Source organism: Pseudomonas sp. ATCC 13867, assembly GCF_000349845.1.
Classification (GTDB): domain Bacteria; phylum Pseudomonadota; class Gammaproteobacteria; order Pseudomonadales; family Pseudomonadaceae; genus Pseudomonas.
Genome location: NC_020829.1, coordinates 2,648,729 through 2,665,338, shown reverse-complemented (window position 1 = coordinate 2,665,338; position 16,610 = coordinate 2,648,729). Strand labels below are relative to the sequence as shown.

Genomic DNA, 16,610 nt, shown 5'->3' with positions numbered 1-16,610 from the left:
GGAAACCATGCAACCAGGTTTCAAACTCGATAGCGTCCTGTCCCAGGGGCTGCTCGATGTTCTCATCAAGGCGGGACTGGTCGCCACGCTGGCGATCTTCGCCTTTCAGGTGTTCCAGCCGTTCATGGAACTGATGCTCTGGTCGGTGATCCTTGCGGTCACCCTCTACCCCGTGCTGCGCTGGGTCAAGGCGCGCACCGGGTTGAAGGACGGCCACGCGGCGACGCTGATCGTGCTCGTCGTCCTGCTGGTGCTGCTGGCGCCGATCTATCTGCTGGCGACCTCCATCGGCGAGTCCGTCGACAGTCTCGCCGCCGTACTCAAGAGCGGCACCTGGAGCGTGCCGGCGCCCTCGCGGTCGGTGGCCGAGTGGCCGCTGATCGGCCCGCGCCTGTATGACTTCTGGCTGGCGGCATCCACCAGCCTGAGCGACGTGCTGCGCGGCCTGCTGCCAAATCTCAAGGACACCGGGCGCATGCTGCTGGGCGCCGCCGCCAGTGCCGGTGGCGCCTTCGTACTGTTCATCGGCGCGATCATCATCTCCGGCATCATCATGGCCTTCGGTGAAACAGGCACCGTCGCCGCGCAACGCATCGCCATGCGGATTTCCGGCGAGGAGCGCGGCAAGCACATCTCGGCGCTGTGCACGGCCACCATCCGCGCGGTCGCCTTGGGGGGTGATCGGCATCGCCTTCATCCAGATGCTGCTGATCGGCCTCGGCTTCGTGGTCAAGGGTGTGCCTGGCGCGGGAATCCTGGCCCTGGTCGTGCTGGTGCTGGGCATCGCCCAGGCGCCGGCGAGCCTGGTCACCCTGCCGGTGATCATCTATGTGCTGAGCGCCGAGGGCTTCAGCGCTGCTACCATCGCGTTCGCCATCTACATATTCGTCGCCGGCCTGGCCGACAACGTGCTCAAGCCGCTGCTGCTGGGGCGTGGCGTCGACGTGCCAATGCCGGTGGTGCTGATCGGCGCCCTCGGCGGCATGGTGGTCAAGGGCATCATCGGCCTGTTCATCGGTCCGGTGATCCTCGCGGTGACCTACAAGCTGTTCTGGCAGTGGGTCGACCAGCAGGTGCCGAAGATGGACAGCCCTGCCAAGCCGTCCGAATAAGCCAAGGATTGCCATGCCCAAGCGCGTCAGACGCTGCACACTGATATTCACGACCCTGCTGGGCGGCTGCACCCAGGTCGGTCCGGACTTCCAGCCGCCGCAGGATCCGTGGCTGGCCGAATGGAACACGCCGCTGCTGGGCCAGGCGGGACGCAACGCCGCCACCCCGGACCTGCGCCAGTGGTGGACGGTGTTCGCCGACCCGACCCTGGATGCACTGATCGCCGAAGCCGACGCGCACAACACCGACCTGCGGGTGGCCGGCCTGCGCATCGCCGAGGCACGTGCGCAACTGGCCATCGCCGAGACCGGACGCTACCCGCAGTTGCAGCAGATCCGCGCGGAAAGCCTGTACCTCAAGCAGGACCAGTCCGGCGCGCCGAGCGCCCGCGACTCGGTGTTCTGGCAGTCCAGCGCCGGCTTCGACATCGGCTGGGAGATCGACTTCTGGGGCCGCTTCAGCCGCGCCATCGAGTCCGCCGACGCCGCCTACTTCGCCTCCCAGGCCAACTACGCCGATGCCCTGGTGCTGCTGCGCGCCCAGGTGGCGGACACCTACTTCGGCCTGCGCACCGCCGAGGCGCGCCTGGACATCGCCCGCGAGAACGCCCGGCGCCAGGAGCGCAGCCTGCAGATCACCGAGCGGCTGTTTCGTCACGGCGAGAACGACGAACTGGACTGGCAGCAGGCGCGCACCCAGTACCTGGCGACCCAGGCCACCATTCCCGAGTTCGAGAACCAGGTGAACGCCCTGCGCAACATCCTCTGCGCGCTGCTCGGACGACCACCGGGCGCGATGCCGGAGCTGGCGGCGCACCACGGCCAACTGCCGACGCCCAATGCCGCGATCCTCCAGGACGTACCGGCCAGCCTGTTGCAGCGCCGCCCGGACATCCGCGCCGCCGAGCAGGCGGTGGCAGCGCAATCGGCGCGGGTGGGCGTCGCCGAGGCCGACCTGTATCCGTCGATCAGCCTGCTCGGCAGCATCGGCTGGAGCTTCGTCTCGGCCAACAACCTGCCCGACAGCTTCAACCTCGCCGCCGGACCGAGCCTGATCTGGAACCCCTTCGACTACGGCCGGCGCAAGAACGCCGTACGCGTGGAAGACGCGCGCCTGCAACAGCTCATCGAGCTGTATCACCAGGACGTGCGCAACGCCGCGCGCGAGGCTGACGACGCCGCCAGCGGACTGCTGCGCTCGCTGCAGAGCGCCGGCATCCGCGAACAGGCCTCGCAGGCGGCACAGCGCTCGCTGAGCCTGGCCAGTTCGCAGTACCGCGAAGGCTTCGCCGACTTCCAGCGCGTGCTCGATGCCCAGCAACTGCTGCTGCAACAGCAGGACGGCTACCTGGTCAGCCGGGGCAACGCGGTCAGCAGCCTGGTGGCACTGTACAAGGCCCTCGGCGGCGGCTGGGACAGCCCGCGCGCACCGATCGACTCCAGCACCCGGCAACGGATGCAACAACGTACCGACTGGGGCGATCTGCTCGACGACCCCGCCCCGGCCTCCGGCACCTCAGGACAAGGAAAGCAGCAATGAGCGATACCCCCGCCACGCCGTCGGCACCGCCCTCGCCCCCCGCACCCGGCAAGTCTGCGCCGGATCGCGGCATGCGCGTGGTATTGCTGCTGATCGTCGTCAGCCTGGTCTGGTACCTGCTCGCCGACCGCTTCACACCCTATACCCAGCAGGCGCGCCTGCAGGCCTACGTGGTGCCGGTGAGCGCCGAGGTGGCCGGACAAGTGAAACGCGTGGCGGTGGGTAACAACCAGGAAGTGCGCAAGGGTGACGTGCTCTTCGAACTGGACCAGGAGCAGTACCGCATCGCCTTGCAGCGCGCCGAAGCGGACCTGGACACGGTGCACCGGCAGATCGGCGCCAGCACCGCCGGCATCGACTCCGCCCAGGCCTCGCTGGCCGCCGCCCAGGCCAGCGAGCGCAAGGCGCGGCAGGATGCCGAGCGCCTGCAACGGCTTTACCAGGAGGATCCCGGCACGGTTTCCGTGCGCCGCCTGGAAGGCGCCCAGGCCACCCGCGAACAGGCGGCCAGCCAGGTGGCGGCGGCTCGTGCCGAAGTCGAGCGGGCGCGCGAGCAGCAAGGCGGCCTCGATGAAGACAACGCCCAACTGCGCAGCGCCACGGCCAACGTCGCCAAGGCCCGCCTGGACCTCGCCCGCACCACGGTGCGCGCCGATTCGGACGGGCTGATCACCGACCTGCGCACCGACGTCGGCCACTACGTCGGTGCCGGCAGCCCGGTGATGACGCTGATCGCCATCCACGACCTGTGGATCAGCGCCGACATGACCGAGAACAACCTCGGCCACCTGAGCAACGGCACGCCGGTACTGGTGGTGCTCGACGCCCTGCCCGGCGAGCTGCTGCGTGGGCGGGTCCGCAGTATCGGTTATGGCGTGAGTGTCGGCCAGAGTACGCCGCCGGGCTCGCTGCCGACGGTGCAGAACAGCCGCGAGTGGCTGCGCTCGGCGCAGCGCTTCCCGGTGATCGTCGAGCTGGATCGCGACCAGCAGGTGAATCCGGCGGGCCTGCGCGTGGGCGGCCAGGCCGAGGTGATGGCGCTGCCCACCGAGGGCAACCCGCTGAACCTGCTGGGTCGCGTGTTCATGTGGCTGATGAGCTGGCTGAGCTATGCCTACTGAGCTCAGACCTATTGAACTGCGCCGCCGGCGCGCCCTGCGCCTGGCCTGGGGCACCGCGCTGTGCCTGCTGGCGAGCTTCGGCATCGGGCTGCCGATCCCCTTCCTCGCGCCGGTGCTCACCGTCCTCCTGCTGGCGATGCGCGCGCAGGCCCTGCCGCTCAAGGCGGCTCCGGCCCTGGCGGTGCTGGTGCTGCTCAGCTGCGGCAGCGGCCTGCTGCTGATCCCGTTGCTGCGCCATGCCCCGCTCAGCGGCGTGCTGCTGGTGGGCATCGGCCTGTACGGCGTGTTCCGCTATGCGCTGCGTGGCGGCAACGGCCTGCTGGCGAACCTGCTGGTGATCGGCCTGACCATGATCGCCGCCGCCGGCACCAGCGATTTCACCCTGGCGCTGTCGGTGGTCGAGGCGCTGGCCAAGGGCATGCTGCTGGCCGTTCTTAGCAGCGCCGTGGCCCATGCGCTGTTCCCCGAGCCGGCCAATACGCCCGCGCCTCCTGCGCCGCCCAGGCCCAGCGAGGGCGACGTCGGCTGGATCGCCCTGCGCGCCGCCCTGATCGTGATGCCGGCGTTCCTTCTCGCGCTGATCGCGCCGGACCGCTTCATGCCGCTGATCATGAAATCGGTGAGCCTTGGCCAGCAGGCCGAGGAAACCCGCGCGCGCCACGCCAGCCGCGAGCTGATCGGTTCCACCCTGCTGGCCGGACTGCTGGCGATCCTGGTCTGGAGTGCACTGAGCCTGTTCGTCCACCTCTGGATGTTCTTCCTCTGGGTGCTGCTGCTCACCCTCTGGCAAGGGCGCCGCCTGTACGCGGCGGTGGCGACCCGGCAGAGCCCGGCCTTCTGGGTCAGTTGCCTGACCACCATGCTCATCCTGCTCGGCCAGTCGGTACAGGACAGCGCAGCAGGCCAGGACGTCTACCGCGCCTTCGCCGTGCGCCTGGCGCTGTTCCTCGCGGTGTCGCTGTACGCCAGCGGCATGCTGGTCTGGATCGACAGCCGCCGCACGCGGACACGCACGGCCTAGGGCTTCCAGTCCACCCCGGAGTCGGCCAGGTAGGCATCCACGGCGGCGCCGAGCGTGGGGTGGAAGGCATTTGCCCCCAAGCCTTCGAACAGTTCGAACTGCTTCATCTTGTCCTTCACCGGGTCCTTCATCTCAGCGAACTGCAATTCGACGCCGCGCCGCTCCAGCACCCTGTCCAGCTCGGCGAGCATGTCGGCGGAGGTGACATCGATGCTGGTCACCGGGCTCGCCGCGATCACCAGGCGCTGCACCGGCGTGGGTGAGTCATCGAGCGCCGCCAGCACCTGGTTCTGGAACTGCTCGGCGTTGGCGAAGAACAGCGGCGCATCCCAGCGCAGCAGCACCAGGCCAGGGATGCGCCGGGCCTGCGGGTAGCGTGCCACGTCGTGGTAGCCACGGACGCCGTCGACCCGCCCGAGCACGGCGTGGTGCGGACGCCAGCCGTCCCAGAGGAACTCGATTACCGAGATCACCACGGCGATGCAGATGCCCGGAATCGCGCCAAACACCGCCACGCCGACGAAGCAACTGATGGACAGCCAGAACTCCCAATGCTGCAGGCGGTAGATGCGCTTGAGGTCGGCGAACTCGAACAGCCCCAGTGCCGCGGCGATCACCACGGCGGCCAGCGCGCTGTTGGGCAGGTGCTGCATCAGGCTGGGCGCTACCAGCAACAGCAGCGTCACCGCCAGCGCGCCGATGATACCGGTGAGCTGGGTCTTCGAGCCGGCCGCCTCGGCCACCGGCGTGCGCGACGAGCTGCTGCTGATGGGAATGCCCTGGAACAGCCCGGAAGCGACGTTCGCCACGCCCAGGCCGAACATCTCCTGGTTCGGGTTCACCGGCGTTTTCAGCCGCGCCGCGTAGGTGCGCGACAGCACGCTGGTGTCGGCGAACGACACCAGCGCCACCGCCACGCCGCCGAGCACCACTTCCACCAGGTCGATGTCCGTCACCCACGGGAAGGAAAAGGACGGCAACCCCTGGGGCAGCTCACCGAGCACCTTGACGCCCAGGCTGCCGAGATCGAACAGGCTCACCGAGAGCGTCGCCAGGATCACCGCGATGAGAATGCCCGGCAGGCGCTGGTAGGGCTTGAGCAGCAGGATCAGCGCCAGGCTGCCGGCCCCCACCGCGAAGCTCGGCCAGTTGGCGCGGCCATCGAGCAGCGCCTGGCCCAGCGACCCGAGATCGCGCAGCGGCCCCTGGCTGTCGACGGACAGGCCGAACAGCTTGGGCAACTGACTGATCAGCACCGTCAGCGCAATGCCGTTCATGTAGCCATAGCGGATCGGCTTGGACAGCAGTTCGGTGATGAAGCCCAGGCGCAGCAGCCCGGCGACCATGCAGACCACGCCCGATACCAGCGCCATCAGGCTGGCGATGGCAATGGCGCGCTGCGGATCGCTCGCCGCGTATTGCACGACCACCGCGAGAATCGGCGCGGCCAGCGCCGAGTCCGGGCCGAGCACCAGGATCCGGCTGGGGCCGAACAGCGCATAGGCCAGCAGCGGAATGATGGTCGCGTACAGGCCGTAGATCCCCGGCACGCCGGACGCCTCGGCGTAGGCAATGCCCACCGGCACCAGCATGGTGGTCAGCACCAGCCCGGCCGCAAGGTCCTTCGGCAGCCACGCCGCCTGGTAATGCCGCAGGGTGACGAGCCCTGGCAGCCAGCGCTGCCAGTCGAAACCCGGTCGTTGCTGCTGCGCGGAAGAGCCCGGCTGGGGCGTGTCGGACATATCGGAAGGGCTCCAGGGATCTTGGGAGGCAGTATCGCGAAAAACGCCGTGCAATGCGGGCTTTTTGCCATTCAGCGTAGATCGGCCCCTTCGCGCACGGCCGGCTCGTCGGGCTCATGTTTTTTCGAGAACGAGGGTACCGCCAGTTGCTCCATGCATGCGTTTCCGAGGCTTCAGGACTACCGCTGCCAGGTAGGCGTTGATCGCCCTGGCGCCCGCGTGACCGGGCGTGTAGGACGTCATATGGCGCATGCAGCGCGGTACGGCAAGGATGCCCGCCCCGTTGCGGCACGCCGCCAGGCAGGGATGGGCGTATAACCCCACCTCTTCGTTGGAGATGAGCTGGTTGGCGACATGCAGCTCAGTCAGGGCTTGCGGCCCCCTCGCTTCTTTCGACCGCGCTGCTGTTCGGAGGTCTGGCGGGTTGGTGGGTCGGACGGCTGGCCGGCCTGTACGGCGATCAGTGGTTGGCCGAGCCCGAGTACGCATTCGAAGACCTGGCAGCCTTCTGCGGCGCGCTATGCGGGGCGTTGTCCGCCTACACCCGGGACGATGGCGTGGTGCCGAGAATGGCCGGCCCTTTCGTGGGGACGGTTTTGTCCTGGCGATGATCGGCTATGCCCGGTACTCCACCGACATGCCGCCGTACGACCTTCAACCGACCACCTATCTGCAGGACTTCATCCGGCAGACCCTGGGGCTGTGGTTTTCCCCGATCACCGGTGCCGCGCGGGTGTCGCTGCTCCGGGCGATCCTTCACTAGCAACCGGTTCTTCACAGTCGGCGGTGTAGGTCGAGCACTCCCTCTCACCGGTGAAGCAGCATGCTCGCGCGACTCAAGCAGTGGGCCCGTTCGATCGAACGGCAAACCATGATCCTGTGGTTCTGCTGGAAGAATCCGGAAACGCCCTTGCCGGTCAAGCTGCTCCGCCTGCTGGTGGTTTCCTATGCGCTGAGCCCCATCGACCTGATACCCGACTTCATTCCGGTCCCGGGGTTGCTGGATGACCTGCTGATCCTGCCGGCATCCATCTGGCCGATCATCCGCCTCATGCCTGCGCAGGTGTACGCGGCGAGCAAAACTCAGGCGGATGATTTCGAGCGCACCCAGGCTCGACGCCCCGGCAGCCCGGTGGCCGTAATCGCCATCGTCGCCATCTGGCTACTGCTGGCCGTGCTCTGCTACCGGTGGCTGTGGCGTTAGGTCAAACCTTGCAACGGGGCTCCTGGGTAAAGGTGCGCCGCACATCGACCGACCCCAGGTGCTCCAGCGCCTTGCGGCCTATCAGCACCGGGTAGATCATCCTCTTGCGGTCGCGGAGCGAGAACTCTTCATCGAGCAACTGGTTGCCGATGCAGACCTTCATCGACACGACCGGTCGATGACCCAGGTGCCTTGGAAAGCCCCCATCGCCACGCCATGAGCCGCCATCGACGGTCAGACTCCGACCGGTCACGAAGCGAGAGGCGGGTGAGGCACAGCCACGCCACCCAGACCATCCGGGGCCCGCAGGCCCTCGTTCATTGCCTGCAAAAAGACCACGCATGAGTGGAATCTGCGGAAAGTGGATAGAACCCAGCCCCGGCTCTCCCCAACACTAGCCGGGCGTCGATCCAACAGGGGTCGACTTCCTTCCAGTGCCTTCCATCTACCCATCAGAGGCTTGCATGAGCACCCCCGCCGATCAGCTGAGTTCCTGGCTGAAGCAACACCAGATCACCGAAGTCGAGTGCGTCGTCAGTGACATGACCGGTATCGCCCGCGGCAAGATTTCCCCGACCAACAAGTTCCTCGGCGAGGGAGGCATGCGTCTCCCCGAGAGTGTGCTGCTGCAGACGGTCACCGGAGACTATGTCGACGACGATATCTACTACGACCTGCTGGACGAAGCGGACATCGACATGGTCTGCCGTCCCGATCCGGACGCGGTGTTCCTGGTGCCCTGGGCCATCGAACCAACCGCGATGGTGTTCCACGACACCTACGACAAGTACGGCAACCCCGTCGAGCTGTCGCCGCGCAACGTGCTCAAGCGCGTGCTGAAGCTGTACGCGGACAAGGGCTGGAACCCGATCGTCGCGCCGGAAATGGAGTTCTACCTGACCAAGCGCAGCAGCGACCCGGACTTCCCGCTGGAAGCACCCGTGGGCCGCTCGGGCCGTCCGGAAAGCGGCCGGCAGAGCTTCTCCATCGACGCGGCCAACGAGTTCGACCCGCTGTTCGAGGACGTCTACGACTGGTGCGAGGCGCAAGGCCTGGATCTGGACACCCTGATCCACGAGGACGGCCCGGCGCAGATGGAGATCAACTTCCGCCACGGCAATGCCCTGGACCTGGCGGACCAGATCACCGTATTCAAGCGCAGCATGCGCGAGGCGGCGCTGAAGCACGACGTGGCGGCGACCTTCATGGCCAAGCCGATCACCGACGAGCCCGGCAGCGCCATGCACATCCACCAGAGCGTGCTGGACGTGGCGACGGGCAAGAACATCTTCGCCAATGCCGATGGTTCGATGAGCGAACTGTTCCTGCACTACATCGGCGGTCTGCAGAAATACATCCCGAAAGTGCTGCCGATGTTCGCGCCGAACGTGAACTCCTTCCGCCGCTTCCTCCCGGACACCTCCGCGCCGGTGAACGTCGAATGGGGCGTGGAAAACCGCACCGTCGGCCTGCGCGTGCCCGCGGCCTCCCCCGAAGCGATGCGCGTGGAAAACCGCCTGCCCGGCGCCGACGCCAACCCCTACCTGGCGCTGGCCGCCAGCCTGCTGTGCGGTTACCTGGGGATGCTGGAGCAGATCGCCCCCAGCGTCCCGGTCGAGGGCCGCGCCTACGAGCGCCGCAACCTGCGCCTGCCGATCACCATCGAAGACGCGCTGGCCCACATGGAAGAGTGCCAGGCGCTGGAACAGCACCTGGGGCGCAAGTTCGTGCAGGGCTATGTCGCGGTGAAACGCGCCGAGCACGAGAACTTCAAGCGTGTGATCAGTTCCTGGGAAAGAGAGTTCCTGCTGCTGAGCGTCTGACGTCCTCGCCCCACTTCATTACAACAAGACCGATAGGAGTCGACATGAGACTGCTGAAGCCCCTTGCGGCCTTCGCTTTTGCGGCGATGACCCAGAGCGCCCTCGCGGAACAGACTGTCAGTATCTACAACTGGACGGACTACATCGCCCCCAACACGCTCGCCGAGTTCCAGAAGACCACCGGGATCAAACCGATCTACGACGTCTTCGATTCCAACGAAACCCTGGAAGGCAAGCTGCTGGCGGGCCGCTCGGGCTACGACGTGGTGGTGCCTTCCAACCACTTCCTCACCCGCCAGGTGCAAGCCGGGGTCTTCCTGGAGCTCGACCGCAGCAAGCTGCCGAACTGGAAGCACCTGGACCCGGCACTGCTCAAGCTGCTCGAACAGAACGATCCGGGCAACCGCCATTCGGTGCCCTACCTGTGGGGCACCAACGGCATCGGCTACAACGTCGAGAAGGTCAAGCAGGTACTGGGCGTCGACAAGATCGACTCCTGGTCGGCGCTGTTCGAGCCGGAAAACCTGAAGAAGCTCAATGCGTGCGGCGTCGCCTTCATGGACTCCGCCGACGAGTTGATTCCCTCGGTGCTCAACTACATGGGCCTGGATCCCAACAGCACCAACCCGGCGGACTACGCGAAAGCCGAGGCCAAGCTGATCGAGCTGCGCCCCTACGTCACCTACTTCCATTCCTCGAAATACATCTCCGACCTCGCCAACGGCAACATCTGCGTGGCTTTCGGCTATTCCGGCGACGTCTTCCAGGCGGCCGCGCGGGCCAAGGAAGCCAATAACGGCATCCAGATCGCCTACAGCATCCCCAAGGAAGGCGCCAACCTCTGGTTCGACCTGATGGCTATTCCTTCGGATGCGAAGAACCCGGACCAGGCCCTGGCGTTCATCAACTACGTGCTGGAGCCCAAGGTGATCGCCGGCGTCAGCGAGTACGTCGGCTACCCCAACGCCAACGCCGACTCCAAGGCCTTCCTCGATGCCCAAACGCTGAATAACCCCGAGGTCTATCCGAGCCAGGCCGTGCTCGACAAGCTGTACATCTCCAATGCTCCGCCGCCGAAGATCATGCGCCTGATGACCCGCAGCTGGAGCAAGATCAAGTTCAACCAATGACTCGAGAGCGTCCCATGATTCATGCCGGCGAACATGCCGCGTCCTATTACGCGGCCACTGCACGCGACAAGCAGCCGTACCCTTCCCTCGAAGGCGAGGTTCACGCAGAGGTCTGCGTTATCGGCGGCGGCCTGACCGGCGTCAACACAGCCCTGGAGCTGGCCCTGCGGGGCCACTCCGTGGTGCTTCTGGAGGGCCGTCGCATCGGCTGGGGAGCCAGCGGCCGCAACGGCGGCCAGTTGATCCGTGGTATCGGCCACGACGTCAGCGGCTTCGCCAGATACGTCGGCGAGGACGGCGTTCGCTATCTGAACCAGGCGGGTTTCGACTCGGTGACGCTGGTGGCGGAGCGCATCCGCAGGTTCGACATCGCCTGCGACCTGCGCTGGGGCTTCTGCGAACTGGCCAATACTCCTGCGCAGTTCGCCGCCATGACGGAGGAACAGCACGAGCTGCAATCGATGGGCTATCCGCATCAGACCAGGCTCGTCGGGGCGGACCGGATTCATGATGTGGTGGCCAGTGACTGCTATGCCGGTGGGCTGATCGACATGGGCTCCGGCCACCTCCATCCACTGGATCTGGTGATGGGGGAAGCGCGGGCCGCCAGCCAGCTCGGTGTGCGGATCTTCGAGCAAAGCCCGGTCCAGCGCATCACCCACGGCAGTTCGGTCACGCTCCACTGCGCCAACGGTCGCGTCCGCGCGGACAAGCTGGTGCTTGGATGCAATGCCCACCTGGACGACCTGGAGCCTCGCCTGACAGGCAAGGTCCTGCCGGCGGGCAGCTATGTGATCGTCACCGAACCGCTCCCCGAGCAGGTTGCCGCGAAGCTGATTCCGCAGAACCTGGCCCTGTGCGATCAGAAAGTGGGGTTGGACTACTACCGGCTGACCGCCGACCGCCGCCTGCTGTTCGGCGGCGCCTGCCATTACTCCGGGTTCGATCCGAAGGACATCGGCGCGTACATGCGGCCGAAGATGCTGAAGGTCTTCCCGCAGTTGGCCGATGTGTGCATCGACTACCAGTGGGGCGGCATGATCGGAATCACGGCCAACCGCTTTCCGCAGGTGGGTCGCCTGGCCCAACACCCTAATGTGTACTTTGCACAGGGTTACTCGGGGCATGGGCTCAACGTGACCCACTGGAGCGCCAAGCTCCTGGCAGAAGCGATCTCCGTCGGCCAGAGCCAGGGGCTGGATGTCTTCAGCGCGGTTCCGCACCTGACCTTCCCGGGCGGCAAGCTGCTGCGCTCGCCCCTGCTGGCGCTGGGGATGCTCTGGTACCGGATTCGCGAAGCGATCGGCTGAACGAGCCACGCGGAGCATCTCGATGCTCCGCTTGTTTTCTAGCTGGGCAGCATGCTCACTACGCAACGCTCGGCGCCGCGCTTGAGCGTCGCTTTCGGGTACTCGCCGAAGAGCGTCTGGTAGGCCTGCGAGAAGCGGCCCAGATGCCAGAACGACCAACGCATCGCAACCTCGGCCACGTTGACTCCCGCGGCACCGGCGGCGAGCAGATCGCGCCGCGCGGCATTCAGCCGACGATTACGCAGCCAGACCGTGGGAGGCATGCCGGCATACTGGACGAACGACTGCTGCAACTGCCGCACCGAGACACCGGCGATCTCCGCAAGCTCCAGGACGCCAAAGCTATCCTGCGGGCAGTCGTTGACCACCTCTTTCACCCGCTCGACGACCCGCTTGGCGTGACGCTCGGAGCGACGGCGCTGCCCGACCTCAACGGCCTCTTCCAACAGCGAAAAGCAGCCATCGGCAACCTGCTGGGCGAACCCTGGGGCATCCACGTTGACATGCCCCTCTACAGCCCCGGCCAACAGGCTGCTCAAGGACGTTGCAAAAGCACTGCAGCTGGCCGACCGCAGCGGCTGGAGCAGCAACCCTTCGAAGTCCGCAGCGGACCGTCCCCAGGCGGATGCATCCTTCAGGACCACCGCGACTTCACGGTAATTCTCAGGAGTGACCCAGGCGTTGTGCGTGTGCCCATCCAGCAGGTAGAGGACGCCTTCACTCATGTCGAAGCTGAAAACCAGGGTATCGGCCGGGGCATGAAACTCCTGCTCGACCCGCAGGTTCATACGCTCTTCATAGAGTTGAACAGCCCCTGTTTCCGCGTGTACGACTCGACCACAAAAGCGACCGGCTGACATCTGCGTGTACTGCTCCTCCCACCCCGGCAGCACCGCACGCGGCTCATCAACCTCGCGAGCCTCCATCACCTTGATCGCCATCTTCGTACCCGGATATTTATTAAAATTATTGATTATTAGACTAACAACCGGGGCTATCTTCCCGCAAGGCAGATAGTATCCCGCACCACTTAATCCCGACCGTGTTAATGCCCAAACAGAAAGAACAAAACAGCCGTAACTCTTCTGTAGGAGCGAGCTTGCTCGCGAACCCGGCGAGAGCACACCGTCATATTCGATGAAATGACGCCCGCGAAGCGCATACCCGAACGCGGTTATTCGCGCCCCCAACCCGGGCCTTGCACCCCGTCGGAGCGGACTCCGTCCGCGATTGCCATTGTTCAGTCCGCCCCGCCACTCCAAGTGGGCTTTGACAGGCCGGCAACACAACCAACTTTCCCGCGCGCAAAAGCAAAGCCCCCGACCAGCGAGGCTGATCAGGGGCTTTGGGATAGGAGCTTGACGATGACCTACTCTCACATGGGGAAACCCCACACTACCATCGGCGATGCATCGTTTCACTACTGAGTTCGGGATGGGATCAGGTGGTTCCAACGCTCTATGGTCGTCAAGCAATTCTTTCGGATGCTCGTGGCTTGCGCACACGCTCATCCCGATTCGGGTATGTGACAGGTAATTTGCGGTTCTCACGAACTTTCGGTTCGTTACGTCTTCACCGTACAACACGCAAATTGTTTGGGTGTTATATGGTCAAGCCTCACGGGCAATTAGTATCGGTTAGCTCAACGCCTCACAGCGCTTACACACCCGACCTATCAACGTCGTAGTCTTCGACGGCCCTTCAGGGGACTCAAGGTCCCAGTGAGATCTCATCTTGAGGCTAGTTTCCCGCTTAGATGCTTTCAGCGGTTATCTATTCCGAACATAGCTACCCGGCAATGCCACTGGCGTGACAACCGGAACACCAGAGGTTCGTCCACTCCGGTCCTCTCGTACTAGGAGCAGCCCCTCTCAAATCTCAAACGTCCACGGCAGATAGGGACCGAACTGTCTCACGACGTTCTAAACCCAGCTCGCGTACCACTTTAAATGGCGAACAGCCATACCCTTGGGACCGGCTTCAGCCCCAGGATGTGATGAGCCGACATCGAGGTGCCAAACACCGCCGTCGATATGAACTCTTGGGCGGTATCAGCCTGTTATCCCCGGAGTACCTTTTATCCGTTGAGCGATGGCCCTTCCATACAGAACCACCGGATCACTAAGACCTACTTTCGTACCTGCTCGACGTGTCTGTCTCGCAGTCAAGCGCGCTTTTGCCTTTATACTCTGCGACCGATTTCCGACCGGTCTGAGCGCACCTTCGTACTCCTCCGTTACTCTTTAGGAGGAGACCGCCCCAGTCAAACTGCCCACCATACACTGTCCTCGATCCGGATGACGGACCAGAGTTAGAACCTCAAGCATGCCAGGGTGGTATTTCAAGGATGGCTCCACGCAGACTGGCGTCCACGCTTCAAAGCCTCCCACCTATCCTACACAAGCAGGCTCAAAGTCCAGTGCAAAGCTACAGTAAAGGTTCACGGGGTCTTTCCGTCTAGCCGCGGATACACTGCATCTTCACAGCGATTTCAATTTCACTGAGTCTCGGGTGGAGACAGCGCCGCCATCGTTACGCCATTCGTGCAGGTCGGAACTTACCCGACAAGGAATTTCGCTACCTTAGGACCGTTATAGTTACGGCCGCCGTTTACCGGGGCTTCGATCAAGAGCTTCGCTTTCGCTAACCCCATCAATTAACCTTCCGGCACCGGGCAGGCGTCACACCCTATACGTCCACTTTCGTGTTTGCAGAGTGCTGTGTTTTTAATAAACAGTCGCAGCGGCCTGGTATCTTCGACCGACATGGGCTTACGCAGTAAATGCTTCACCCTCATCGGCGCACCTTCTCCCGAAGTTACGGTGCCATTTTGCCTAGTTCCTTCACCCGAGTTCTCTCAAGCGCCTTGGTATTCTCTACCCAACCACCTGTGTCGGTTTGGGGTACGGTTCCTAGTTACCTGAAGCTTAGAAGCTTTTCCTGGAAGCATGGCATCAACCACTTCGCTCTCTAAAAGAAAGCTCGTCATCAGCTCTCGGCCTTGAACACCCGGATTTGCCTAAGTGTTCGGCCTACCACCTTAAACTTGGACAACCAACGCCAAGCTGGCCTAGCCTTCTCCGTCCCTCCATCGCAGTAACTAGAAGTACAGGAATATTAACCTGTTTCCCATCGACTACGCTCTTCAGCCTCGCCTTAGGGACCGACTAACCCTGCGTCGATTAACGTTGCGCAGGAACCCTTGGTCTTTCGGCGTGGGAGTTTTTCACTCCCATTGTCGTTACTCATGTCAGCATTCGCACTTCTGATACCTCCAGCAAGCTTCTCAACTCACCTTCACAGGCTTACAGAACGCTCCTCTACCGCGCATCTTGCGATGCACCCGTAGCTTCGGTGTATGGTTTGAGCCCCGTTACATCTTCCGCGCAGGCCGACTCGACTAGTGAGCTATTACGCTTTCTTTAAAGGGTGGCTGCTTCTAAGCCAACCTCCTAGCTGTCTAAGCCTTCCCACATCGTTTACCACTTAACCATAACTTTGGGACCTTAGCTGACGGTCTGGGTTGTTTCCCTTTTCACGACGGACGTTAGCACCCGCCGTGTGTCTCCCACGCTGACACTTCCAGGTATTCGGAGTTTGCATCGGTTTGGTAAGTCGGGATGACCCCCTAGCCGAAACAGTGCTCTACCCCCTGGAGTGATACGTGAGGCGCTACCTAAATAGCTTTCGAGGAGAACCAGCTATCTCCGAGCTTGATTAGCCTTTCACTCCGATCCACAAGTCATCCCCTGCCTTTTCAACGGAAGTGGGTTCGGTCCTCCAGTCAGTGTTACCTAACCTTCAACCTGCTCATGGATAGATCGCCCGGTTTCGGGTCTATACCCAGCGACTAATTCGCCCTATTAAGACTCGCTTTCGCTACGCCTTCCCTATTCGGTTAAGCTCGCCACTGAATATAAGTCGCTGACCCATTATACAAAAGGTACGCAGTCACCTAACAAGTAGGCTCCCACTGCTTGTACGCATACGGTTTCAGGTTCTATTTCACTCCCCTCTCCGGGGTTCTTTTCGCCTTTCCCTCACGGTACTGGTTCACTATCGGTCAGTCAGTAGTATTTAGCCTTGGAGGATGGTCCCCCCATATTCAGACAAAGTTTCTCGTGCTCCGTCCTACTCGATTTCACTTCAAAGAACCTTTCACATACGGGGCTATCACCCACTATGGCCGCACTTTCCAGAGCGTTCTGTTAGATTCAAAGAAGCTTAAGGGCTAGTCCCCGTTCGCTCGCCACTACTAAGGGAATCTCGGTTGATTTCTTTTCCTCAGGGTACTTAGATGTTTCAGTTCCCCTGGTTCGCCTCTTGCACCTATGGATTCAGTACAAGATACCTAGGTTATCCTAGGTGGGTTTCCCCATTCAGAGATCTCCGGATCAAAGTCTGTTTGCCGACTCCCCGAAGCTTATCGCAGGCTACCACGTCTTTCATCGCCTCTGACTGCCAAGGCATCCACCGTATGCGCTTCTTCACTTGACCATATAACCCCAAGCAATCTGGTTATTGTCTCGAACGTGAAGACGACATTCGCCGAAAATTCGCGCTTGAACTCGCAAATTTTACCTTGACTTGAATAATCACCAGTGAAA

General features: G+C 63.2%; 11 protein-coding genes, 2 rRNA genes and 1 pseudogene. 9 read left to right on the top strand and 5 right to left on the bottom strand.

Annotated features, from left to right (window positions below):
* The first annotated feature begins 7 nt into the window (after positions 1–7).
* From H681_RS12015 to H681_RS12000, 4 genes and pseudogenes are all read left to right on the top strand, one after another.
* Positions 8–1,112, top strand: a pseudogene (locus tag H681_RS12015) (AI-2E family transporter).
* A 13-nt stretch (positions 1,113–1,125) separates the two neighbouring features.
* Positions 1,126–2,652 (top strand): efflux transporter outer membrane subunit, encoded by a 1,527-nt coding sequence (locus H681_RS12010; protein WP_015477130.1) that lies wholly within the window; start codon positions 1,126–1,128, stop codon positions 2,650–2,652.
* Positions 2,649–3,773, top strand: a complete 1,125-nt coding sequence (locus tag H681_RS12005) for an HlyD family secretion protein (protein WP_041711948.1) — start codon at positions 2,649–2,651, stop codon at positions 3,771–3,773. The genes H681_RS12010 and H681_RS12005 overlap by 4 nt, the downstream gene beginning before the upstream one ends.
* A complete protein-coding gene (locus H681_RS12000; RefSeq protein WP_015477128.1) occupies positions 3,763–4,794 on the top strand; it encodes a DUF2955 domain-containing protein in 1,032 nt (343 codons plus the stop codon). The genes H681_RS12005 and H681_RS12000 overlap by 11 nt, the downstream gene beginning before the upstream one ends.
* Here the strand turns inward: H681_RS12000 and H681_RS11995 are convergent.
* The gene (locus tag H681_RS11995; RefSeq protein ID WP_015477127.1) at positions 4,791–6,536 is read right to left on the bottom strand and encodes a SulP family inorganic anion transporter; all 1,746 of its coding nucleotides are present in this window, start codon (positions 6,534–6,536) and stop codon (positions 4,791–4,793) included. The two genes, H681_RS12000 and H681_RS11995, sit on opposite strands and share 4 nt — an antisense overlap.
* A 607-nt stretch (positions 6,537–7,143) precedes the next feature.
* Between H681_RS11995 and H681_RS26380 the strand changes: the two genes are divergently transcribed.
* Positions 7,144–7,299: a hypothetical protein gene (locus H681_RS26380; protein WP_157883318.1), complete on the top strand. Its 156-nt coding sequence runs from the start codon at positions 7,144–7,146 to the stop codon at positions 7,297–7,299.
* A gap of 60 nt (positions 7,300–7,359) precedes the next feature.
* The gene (locus tag H681_RS11990; RefSeq protein ID WP_015477126.1) at positions 7,360–7,740 is read left to right on the top strand and encodes a YkvA family protein; all 381 of its coding nucleotides are present in this window, start codon (positions 7,360–7,362) and stop codon (positions 7,738–7,740) included.
* A 1-nt stretch (position 7,741) separates the two neighbouring features.
* On the opposite strand, the gene H681_RS26885 is transcribed toward H681_RS11990, so the two are convergent.
* Entirely contained in the window at positions 7,742–7,903 is a 162-nt protein-coding gene (locus H681_RS26885; RefSeq protein WP_015477125.1) for a putative ATP-dependent zinc protease, read from the bottom strand.
* A 301-nt stretch (positions 7,904–8,204) separates the two neighbouring features.
* On the opposite strand from H681_RS26885, the gene H681_RS11980 reads away from it, so the two are divergent.
* Genes H681_RS11980 through H681_RS11970 form a run of 3 tightly spaced genes read left to right on the top strand, consistent with a single transcriptional unit; the run spans position 8,205 to position 12,003 of the window.
* A complete protein-coding gene (locus tag H681_RS11980; RefSeq protein ID WP_015477124.1) occupies positions 8,205–9,563 on the top strand; it encodes a glutamine synthetase family protein in 1,359 nt (452 codons plus the stop codon).
* A gap of 44 nt (positions 9,564–9,607) precedes the next feature.
* The gene (locus H681_RS11975; protein WP_015477123.1) at positions 9,608–10,693 is read left to right on the top strand and encodes a polyamine ABC transporter substrate-binding protein; all 1,086 of its coding nucleotides are present in this window, start codon (positions 9,608–9,610) and stop codon (positions 10,691–10,693) included.
* A 14-nt stretch (positions 10,694–10,707) separates the two neighbouring features.
* The gene (locus tag H681_RS11970) at positions 10,708–12,003 is read left to right on the top strand and encodes an NAD(P)/FAD-dependent oxidoreductase (RefSeq protein WP_015477122.1); all 1,296 of its coding nucleotides are present in this window, start codon (positions 10,708–10,710) and stop codon (positions 12,001–12,003) included.
* 38 nt (positions 12,004–12,041) lie between these two features.
* Here the strand turns inward: H681_RS11970 and H681_RS11965 are convergent, their stop codons facing one another.
* The 3 genes from H681_RS11965 to H681_RS11955 all read right to left on the bottom strand — a co-directional run bounded on the left by H681_RS11965 (position 12,042) and on the right by H681_RS11955 (position 16,500).
* Positions 12,042–12,944, bottom strand: a complete 903-nt coding sequence (locus H681_RS11965) for a helix-turn-helix domain-containing protein (RefSeq protein ID WP_015477121.1) — start codon at positions 12,942–12,944, stop codon at positions 12,042–12,044.
* A 415-nt stretch (positions 12,945–13,359) separates the two neighbouring features.
* Positions 13,360–13,475: ribosomal RNA gene (rrf, locus tag H681_RS11960) — 5S ribosomal RNA — on the bottom strand.
* Positions 13,476–13,609: 134 nt separating this feature from the next.
* Positions 13,610–16,500: ribosomal RNA gene (locus tag H681_RS11955) — 23S ribosomal RNA — on the bottom strand.
* Positions 16,501–16,610 lie beyond the last annotated feature (110 nt).

Coding starts and splice junctions, on each gene's coding strand:
- H681_RS11970 (WP_015477122.1), top strand. CDS start 10,708: ATGATTCATGCCGGCGAACATGCCGCGTCCTATTACGCGGCCACTGCA.
- H681_RS26380 (WP_157883318.1), top strand. CDS start 7,144: ATGATCGGCTATGCCCGGTACTCCACCGACATGCCGCCGTACGACCTT.
- H681_RS11975 (WP_015477123.1), top strand. CDS start 9,608: ATGAGACTGCTGAAGCCCCTTGCGGCCTTCGCTTTTGCGGCGATGACC.
- H681_RS12000 (WP_015477128.1), top strand. CDS start 3,763: ATGCCTACTGAGCTCAGACCTATTGAACTGCGCCGCCGGCGCGCCCTG.
- H681_RS12010 (WP_015477130.1), top strand. CDS start 1,126: ATGCCCAAGCGCGTCAGACGCTGCACACTGATATTCACGACCCTGCTG.
- H681_RS11990 (WP_015477126.1), top strand. CDS start 7,360: ATGCTCGCGCGACTCAAGCAGTGGGCCCGTTCGATCGAACGGCAAACC.
- H681_RS12005 (WP_041711948.1), top strand. CDS start 2,649: ATGAGCGATACCCCCGCCACGCCGTCGGCACCGCCCTCGCCCCCCGCA.
- H681_RS11980 (WP_015477124.1), top strand. CDS start 8,205: ATGAGCACCCCCGCCGATCAGCTGAGTTCCTGGCTGAAGCAACACCAG.
- H681_RS26885 (WP_015477125.1), bottom strand. CDS start 7,903: ATGAAGGTCTGCATCGGCAACCAGTTGCTCGATGAAGAGTTCTCGCTC.
- H681_RS11965 (WP_015477121.1), bottom strand. CDS start 12,944: ATGGCGATCAAGGTGATGGAGGCTCGCGAGGTTGATGAGCCGCGTGCG.
- H681_RS11995 (WP_015477127.1), bottom strand. CDS start 6,536: ATGTCCGACACGCCCCAGCCGGGCTCTTCCGCGCAGCAGCAACGACCG.